The following is a 6,771-nucleotide window of genomic DNA, read 5'->3' on the forward strand; positions in this document are numbered from 1 at the left end:
TCGGGCCATCAAAATCTTTTAAGAATTTAGAGTAATCTATGATGAAAATGTCACGTCGTGCATATGCGGAAATGTTCGGACCAACCGTAGGGGATCGTGTTCGTTTGGCGGATACGGAACTGTTTATTGAAGTCGAACAAGACCTGACCACTTATGGTGAAGAAGTTAAATTCGGTGGTGGTAAAGTCATTCGAGACGGCATGGGGCAATCCCAATTGTTGGCAGATGATGTTGCCGATACCGTCATTACCAATGCACTTATTGTCGATTGGTGGGGCATTGTGAAAGCCGATGTCGGTTTAAAGAATGGTCGTATCTGGAAAATTGGTAAGGCGGGAAATCCTGACATACAACCCAATATCACCATTCCGTTGGGAGCGGCCACGGAAGTGATTGCGGGGGAAGGTCAAATTCTAACTGCAGGCGGCATTGACACGCATATTCACTGGATTTGCCCGCAACAGGTAGAAACTGCACTCATGTCAGGTACAACCACTATGATTGGTGGCGGAACAGGTCCAGCAGCAGGGACATCCGCAACCACAGTGACACCGGGACCATGGCATATTGCGACCATGTTGCAAGCCATCGATGATTTACCTATGAATATTGGGCTATTGGGCAAAGGAAATTTGAGTTTGCCCGATCCTGTCCGCGAGCAGATTGAAGCAGGTGTGGTGGGTTTAAAACTGCATGAAGATTGGGGTTCAACCCCTGCTGCCATTGATAACTGTTTGACTGTCGCGGATGAATATGATGTGCAAGTCGCAATTCATACTGATACTTTAAACGAGAGCGGCTTTTTAGAAGAAACGTTGGCGGCATTTAAACAGCGTACCATTCACACCTATCATACTGAAGGTGCAGGTGGTGGTCATGCGCCTGATATTTTAAAAGCTATTGGTCAGGCCAACGTGTTGCCATCTTCAACCAATCCGACGCGCCCATATACGGTTAATACCATTGATGAGCATTTGGACATGCTGATGGTATGTCATCATTTAGATCCTGCGATTTCAGAAGATGTTGCATTTGCCGAAAGTCGAATTCGTCGTGAAACCATTGCCGCGGAAGATATTTTGCAAGATTTGGGCGCAATTTCCATGATGTCGTCTGATTCACAGGCAATGGGGCGTGTGGGCGAAGTGATTATTCGTACATGGCAAACCGCACATAAAATGAAAGTGCAGCGTGGACCGCTAGAAGGTGATACGCCACATACCGATAATCAGCGGGTTAAACGTTATATTGCGAAATATACAATTAATCCAGCCATTACCCACGGTTTGAGTCATGAAGTCGGCTCGGTCGAAGAAGGTAAGCTGGCAGACTTGGTGCTGTGGAAACCTGCATTTTTTGGTGTTAAACCTGCCATGATTATTAAAGGCGGTATGATTGCAGCAGCACCAATGGGGGATATTAATGCGTCCATTCCAACGCCGCAGCCTGTGCACTACCGTCCCATGTTTGGCGCAAATGCCCGCGGTGTGCATAACACCTGTATTACCTTCTTGTCTCAGGCAGGAATTAATAATGGTGTAGCGGAAAAATTAGGTCTGAAGAAAATCATTTCTGCATGTAAAAACACACGTAATATTTCAAAAGCCGATATGAAGCACAACACCTATACACCAGTGATGGAAGTTGATTCGGAAATCTACGAAGTACGGGCAGATGGCATACATTTGACCTGTGAACCAGCAGAATTATTGCCAATGGCACAGCGTTATTTCTTGTTTTAATTAGGGCCTGTTGACATTTTCTGTTCAAAAAAATAGCGAGAAAGTAAAATTTAATCGCCAAACCAAATTTACTTCTCGCTATGCCTCGTACAATGCTGAATGATCAACACTGGTCTAAGTTACTTTCTATTTTCCGAAATTTTGATATCTATTCCAAATCTAATTTGAGAAATTTTGTCGAAGCAATACTTTATAGAATAAGAACAGGCTGCCCATGGCGTGATTTGCCTAAAGAATTTGGTTCGTATAACTCAATCTTTAAAAAATATAATCGTTGGTGTAAAAATGATAAGTTAATGAAAATATTTAAATTAATTTCTTCAAATGCTGATATGGAATGGGTTTTTATTGATGGTAGTCATGTTCGGGCACACCAACATTCTGCTGGAATAAAAGATCAGGATATTTCTAAAAGCATTGGTGGAAATAGTTCTAAAATACACTTAGCTGTTGATGCGGATGGTAATCCAATCGAAATTATTATCTCCGATGGAACGATACATGATGTCAAGATTGCTCCCAAAATGATTGAAAAACTTGATTTGAGTGAAACGGAAGTATGTTGTGCAGACAAAGGATATGACTCTGAATCATTAAGAGAACAAATATCTATGAAAAAAACTAAAGCGAATATTCCAAGAAAATCAAATACTCAGTCAAATAATGATCATATGGATTGGTATTTATATAAAATCAGACACTTAGTTGAGAATGCATTTTGTAGGTTAAAGCAGTTCAGAGGAATAGCAACACGATATGATAAGCTAAAGTGTAGCTATGAGGGGGCAGTTGCATTAGCTTGTATATTTATTTGGCTACCTTTATCGGGTAAATTCTATACTTGAAATGTCAACAGACCCTAATTATCATATAGATATATTTTTTTGACTTCGTATAAGGTGTATTATGTTTATTTTAGAAAAACTAATTGATTCTTGAAAGTAAACAGGCTTCCATTATCAGATATTAAGAGGTCTCAAATTCTTTCTGATAATAGATTAACTAATACTTTTAATTCATCTCGTAATTGATTTAAGTTATCAAACTCAATGTTCTTGGTAAGCTCTTTAGGAATCTTTTCTGCTTCAGCAGATAAGTCTCGCCCTTTATCTTTTAATGAAATAAGAACTCGTCTTTCATCATTAGGATCACGTGATCGATTAATTAGACCAGATGTCTCCATTCTTTTTAATAGTGGGGTTAATGTTCCACTATCAAGATGTAAAATTTGTCCAAGATCACCCACACTTACACATTCTTTTTCCCACAAAACCAACATCACTAAATATTGAGGATAAGTGAGTCCGAGAGGTGTAAGAAAAGGGCGATAAGCTTTTACGATTAAATTAGATGCAGCATAAATAGGAAAACATAGTTGCTCATCTAAGCAAAGCTGATTCTTGGACATAGCTTTTTATTTGGTATAGACAGTGGTAGACACCTGTATATTACCTCGAATAGCATTGGAATAAGGACATACTTGATGCGTTTGTTCCACGATTTTCTCTGCATCAGCTTGTGAAATACCTGAAAGCGTGACATCTAAGTGTACTGTCAAGGCAAATCCACCATTGCCATTAGCAACCATTCCAACAGTACTCAGGACCTCTACATCGTTATCACGGATTTTATATTCTTTATTGCTACGAGTTACATGGATCACTGCATTTCCAAAGCATGCAGCATAGCCAGCTGCAAATAATTGTTCAGGATTCGTTGCATCACCTTTACCACCTAATTCTTTTGGCAAAGCCAATTTTAGTTCTAAGATACCATCTTCACTACGAATATTTCCTGAACGTCCACCGATTGCTTTAACCTGGGTAGAATAAAGATTACTCATTTTGATTACCTTTAAATAAATACATTGTGTGCAATATAATTGCACACAATGTATTTATGTCAACTGTTTTTTATATTCCATTTAACATAATGGGCGTTATACGAAATACACTTGTATATTAATATAAATATCAAACACTTAATAAAAATAGAAAAATCCAAGAATGCCCAAAAATCCGATTTTGAAACAAGTCGGCTTTTTTATGAGCGGTTTTGATACTTCTTGCCAATAAATTTGACTAAAAAATAGTCAGTTTTGAGGTTTTTCAAATTTTATCAATGCCTCAATGTCCAAAATTATCCACATTTTTTGTGGATAAAATTTAGGCTATTTTGTAAGCCCTGGCTCATACCAATCTCGGCCCTTTGCTGCTATCCGCAATACTGGAAATTTCCTATCATGAAGACATAGAGAGCAGGATGCTCCAGATAAAAAGAATAAGATGAACAACAAGGAACGTGAGATCAGACAGGAGTCAGATCTAAGCGCCAAATATGGAAAAGCCCGACAGGATGTCGGGCTTTTTTATTGCCTATCCTTTCTCATTTGCAAAACAAACATAATGCCCCTAAAATATAGACTATAATCTATATTTTGGTTTAGTAGATACTGTGTATGAGTCTAAATTTACCAATATGAAAGAACTGCGCGTTCAACATCGCGGTAGACCCTTAAGAGCTTTCTTCGCATTTGATCCCTTACGACAGGCTATTGTTCTATGTATTGCTGATAAAGGCGGTAAAAAGCGTTTTTATAAAGACATGCTGGATATTGCAGATGAACAATACCAACTTCATCTCACTACCCTAGGAGATAAATCTAATGGCTAAGACTCTGCAAGAATTGTTAGCTAGCCGCTCTCCAGAGAGCCAAGCCCGTATTCAAAAAATGGCTGATGAATTACTGCTAGAAAATCAGCTTCATCTTATTCGTGAAGAACTCGAAATTTCTCAAAAAGAGCTTGCTGAAACTTTGGGAATAAAACAGCCATCGCTTTCAGCAATAGAAAATCGTGGCAATGATCTTAAGATTTCAACCATGAAAAAGTATGTTGAGGCAATGGGTGGGAAGCTCCGTATTGATGTAGAGCTTCCAACAGGAAAACATATAGGATTCAACGTTTAACAATAAAAATGGGAGCTATAGGCTCCCATTTTTAGATTCGTATAACGTTGAACCCAACGGTAAATAGTCGTGTGATCAACATTCACACCCCGTTCGGCCAGCATTTCCTGCAGTTCACGATAGCTAATGCCATATTTACAATACCAGCGCACAGCCCAAAGAATGATTTCGCCCTGAAAATGCCGACCATGGAAAGGATTCATATGCTGCACCTTTAGCTAAAACAGTCTTCAGCTTACCATTCGTGGTTATTTGCAACAGTGCCGATTTTTTGAAAAAAGCATAGGTCTAGATAATCAAGCTAGATTTTTTAGAACTCCACATTGGTCAATTGTACATAAGCCATCACAAGTACCTCTTAAATCAGATAGTTGTTCAATAAGCTTTTGTTGCTTGATTATATTTTCTCTGATAGCACTGACATGTAAGTCAATTAATTCATTCACATCTGAACAATTTTTCTTGGGATTATCTTTATAGGTGAGTAATTGACGAATTTCATTCAAACTCATATTTAAAGTTCGGCAATTCAAAATAAACTTAATTCGCTCAACATAGCCTATATCGTAAAGGCGGTAATTTCCTTCCGTTCTTTCGGGTTCCGGAATTAAACCTTCCTTTTCATAAAACCTAATTGTTAATACTGAACATGAGGTTTTTTTAGAGAGTTCACCAATTTTTAAATGCATTGAGTTGGTATTTCCAAAAAATCTTGACTCTATAGTAACTATAGGGATTCTAATATTCAAAGTTTATAAATTTTTTTAATGGGTATAACTATGAGTGGCTGTGGATGTAGTAAAGAAACACCATGCGAAGATAAGAAATCTCAACAAGAAAATCATCCATCAATTGCAGAAGCAAGCAATTCAAAGAATTGTGATAATACGCCTAGCTGTTGTGGTGAAGAGGAAGAAGAAAAATCTTCATCTCCTTGCTGTAACACTTCAAACAGTTGTGAAGATACCGCTCAATCCTGTTGTGGTTCTGATCCCAAAGAAAATTTAAGCACTGAAAACGTTTTAAAAGATTCGCACTACATGAGTGAATACTTAGTTCCCAAAATGGATTGTTCTGCGGAAGAACAGATGGTTCGTATGGCGCTATCTTCAATTGATGGTGTTCAAAAACTCATCTTTGATTTACCTAACCGGTCTTTAAAGGTTCTACATAATCAAAAAGATGAAAATATAACTACCAAACTTGAAGCTTTGGGTTTTGGTGCAAAGCTTGTGAAGACTGAAACTTATATAAGCAATCAACAGGCTAAGCAAACAAGTACCTATACCATTCCTAAAATGGATTGCTCTGCTGAAGAGCAAATGGTCCGTATGGCTCTTGCAGATATTGAAGCAGTTAAAGGTCTTACTTTTGATCTTCCCAATCGAAAACTGAAAGTCTTCCATAATGAAGGGAGTCAGCAAATTACGGCCAAACTTGAAGGACTGGGTTTTGGGGCGAAACTTGATGAAACACAGCTTTCTACAGGCGATATACCTAATGAACCTGATCCTGTGAGACAAGCTAAAGTACTTAAACTGTTATTAGGCATTAATGCTCTACTGTTCTTTATAGAATTCATCAGCGGAATTATTGCTGCGTCTACAGGATTGATTGCTGATTCTCTAGATATGTTTGCCGATGCAGCCGTTTATGGTATTGCGCTATATGCCGTCGGAAAAGCTGCGAAATATCAAGTGAAAGCAGCCCATTTCGCAGGTTGGATTCAGTTATTACTTGCTGTCATCGTGATTATTGATGTCATTAGACGATTCATGTTTGGAAGCGAGCCAGAATCAACGCTCATGATTGTTATTGGCCTGCTCGCACTTATAGCTAACGTGACATGCTTATATCTTATTTCTGGTCATCGAGAAGATGGCGCACATATGAAAGCCAGTTGGATTTTCTCGGCGAATGACGTTGTCGTAAATATGGGCGTTATATTTGCCGGTGTACTCGTGGCGTGGACGGGATCAGCTTACCCAGACTTAATCATTGGCATCCTGGTTTCTTTATTCGTGCTTAATGGTGCTCGAAAGATTTTGGCTTTGAAGTAAG

General features: G+C 38.6%; 7 protein-coding genes and 2 pseudogenes. 5 read left to right on the plus strand and 4 right to left on the minus strand.

Going from position 1 to position 6,771, the window contains the following annotated elements:
• Window positions 1-41 precede the first annotated feature (41 nt).
• Window positions 42-1,742, plus strand: coding sequence for an urease subunit alpha (gene ureC / locus F890_RS02655; protein WP_026056539.1), 1,701 nt, complete (start codon window positions 42-44; stop codon window positions 1,740-1,742).
• An 80-nt stretch (window positions 1,743-1,822) separates the two neighbouring features.
• A complete protein-coding gene (locus F890_RS02660; RefSeq protein WP_005265651.1) occupies window positions 1,823-2,587 on the plus strand; it encodes an IS5 family transposase in 765 nt (254 codons plus the stop codon).
• Window positions 2,588-2,718: 131 nt separating this feature from the next.
• Here F890_RS02660 and F890_RS02665 read toward each other — a convergent pair whose 3' ends face one another.
• Both F890_RS02665 and F890_RS02670 read right to left on the minus strand, forming a co-directional pair.
• A complete protein-coding gene (locus F890_RS02665) occupies window positions 2,719-3,150 on the minus strand; it encodes a MarR family winged helix-turn-helix transcriptional regulator (RefSeq protein ID WP_000042163.1) in 432 nt (143 codons plus the stop codon).
• A gap of 6 nt (window positions 3,151-3,156) precedes the next feature.
• Window positions 3,157-3,585, minus strand: coding sequence for an organic hydroperoxide resistance protein (locus F890_RS02670; protein WP_004786455.1), 429 nt, complete (start codon window positions 3,583-3,585; stop codon window positions 3,157-3,159).
• 599 nt (window positions 3,586-4,184) lie between these two features.
• On the opposite strand from F890_RS02670, the pseudogene F890_RS02675 reads away from it, so the two are divergent.
• Window positions 4,185-4,415: pseudogene (locus F890_RS02675) on the plus strand (type II toxin-antitoxin system RelE/ParE family toxin); the annotation flags it as partial.
• Window positions 4,408-4,710, plus strand: coding sequence for a helix-turn-helix domain-containing protein (locus F890_RS02680; RefSeq protein WP_001140620.1), 303 nt, complete (start codon window positions 4,408-4,410; stop codon window positions 4,708-4,710). The pseudogene F890_RS02675 and the gene F890_RS02680, both read left to right, overlap by 8 nt.
• 41 nt (window positions 4,711-4,751) lie before the next feature.
• On the opposite strand, the pseudogene F890_RS02685 reads toward F890_RS02680, so the two are convergent.
• Both F890_RS02685 and cadR read right to left on the minus strand, forming a co-directional pair.
• Window positions 4,752-4,913: pseudogene (locus F890_RS02685) on the minus strand (IS6 family transposase); the annotation flags it as partial.
• A 93-nt stretch (window positions 4,914-5,006) separates the two neighbouring features.
• Window positions 5,007-5,399, minus strand: a complete 393-nt coding sequence (cadR, locus tag F890_RS02690) for a Cd(II)/Pb(II)-responsive transcriptional regulator (RefSeq protein ID WP_004281856.1) — start codon at window positions 5,397-5,399, stop codon at window positions 5,007-5,009.
• A gap of 90 nt (window positions 5,400-5,489) precedes the next feature.
• Here cadR and F890_RS02695 point away from each other — a divergent pair, with 90 nt between their 5' ends.
• Entirely contained in the window at window positions 5,490-6,770 is a 1,281-nt protein-coding gene (locus F890_RS02695) for a cation efflux transmembrane domain-containing protein (RefSeq protein WP_004910216.1), read from the plus strand.
• Window position 6,771: the final 1 nt, after the last annotated feature.

The organism is Acinetobacter sp. CIP 64.7, assembly GCF_000369745.1.
GTDB classification, from domain to species: domain Bacteria; phylum Pseudomonadota; class Gammaproteobacteria; order Pseudomonadales; family Moraxellaceae; genus Acinetobacter; species Acinetobacter fasciculus.

Excerpts from the sequence above, each read along its gene's own strand:
- F890_RS02670 (WP_004786455.1), bottom strand. The coding sequence starts at position 3,585 with ATGAGTAATCTTTATTCTACCCAGGTTAAAGCAATCGGTGGACGTTCA.
- F890_RS02660 (WP_005265651.1), top strand. The coding sequence starts at position 1,823 with ATGCCTCGTACAATGCTGAATGATCAACACTGGTCTAAGTTACTTTCT.
- F890_RS02665 (WP_000042163.1), bottom strand. The coding sequence starts at position 3,150 with ATGTCCAAGAATCAGCTTTGCTTAGATGAGCAACTATGTTTTCCTATT.
- F890_RS02695 (WP_004910216.1), top strand. The coding sequence starts at position 5,490 with ATGAGTGGCTGTGGATGTAGTAAAGAAACACCATGCGAAGATAAGAAA.
- ureC (WP_026056539.1), top strand. The coding sequence starts at position 42 with ATGAAAATGTCACGTCGTGCATATGCGGAAATGTTCGGACCAACCGTA.
- cadR (WP_004281856.1), bottom strand. The coding sequence starts at position 5,399 with ATGCATTTAAAAATTGGTGAACTCTCTAAAAAAACCTCATGTTCAGTA.
- F890_RS02680 (WP_001140620.1), top strand. The coding sequence starts at position 4,408 with ATGGCTAAGACTCTGCAAGAATTGTTAGCTAGCCGCTCTCCAGAGAGC.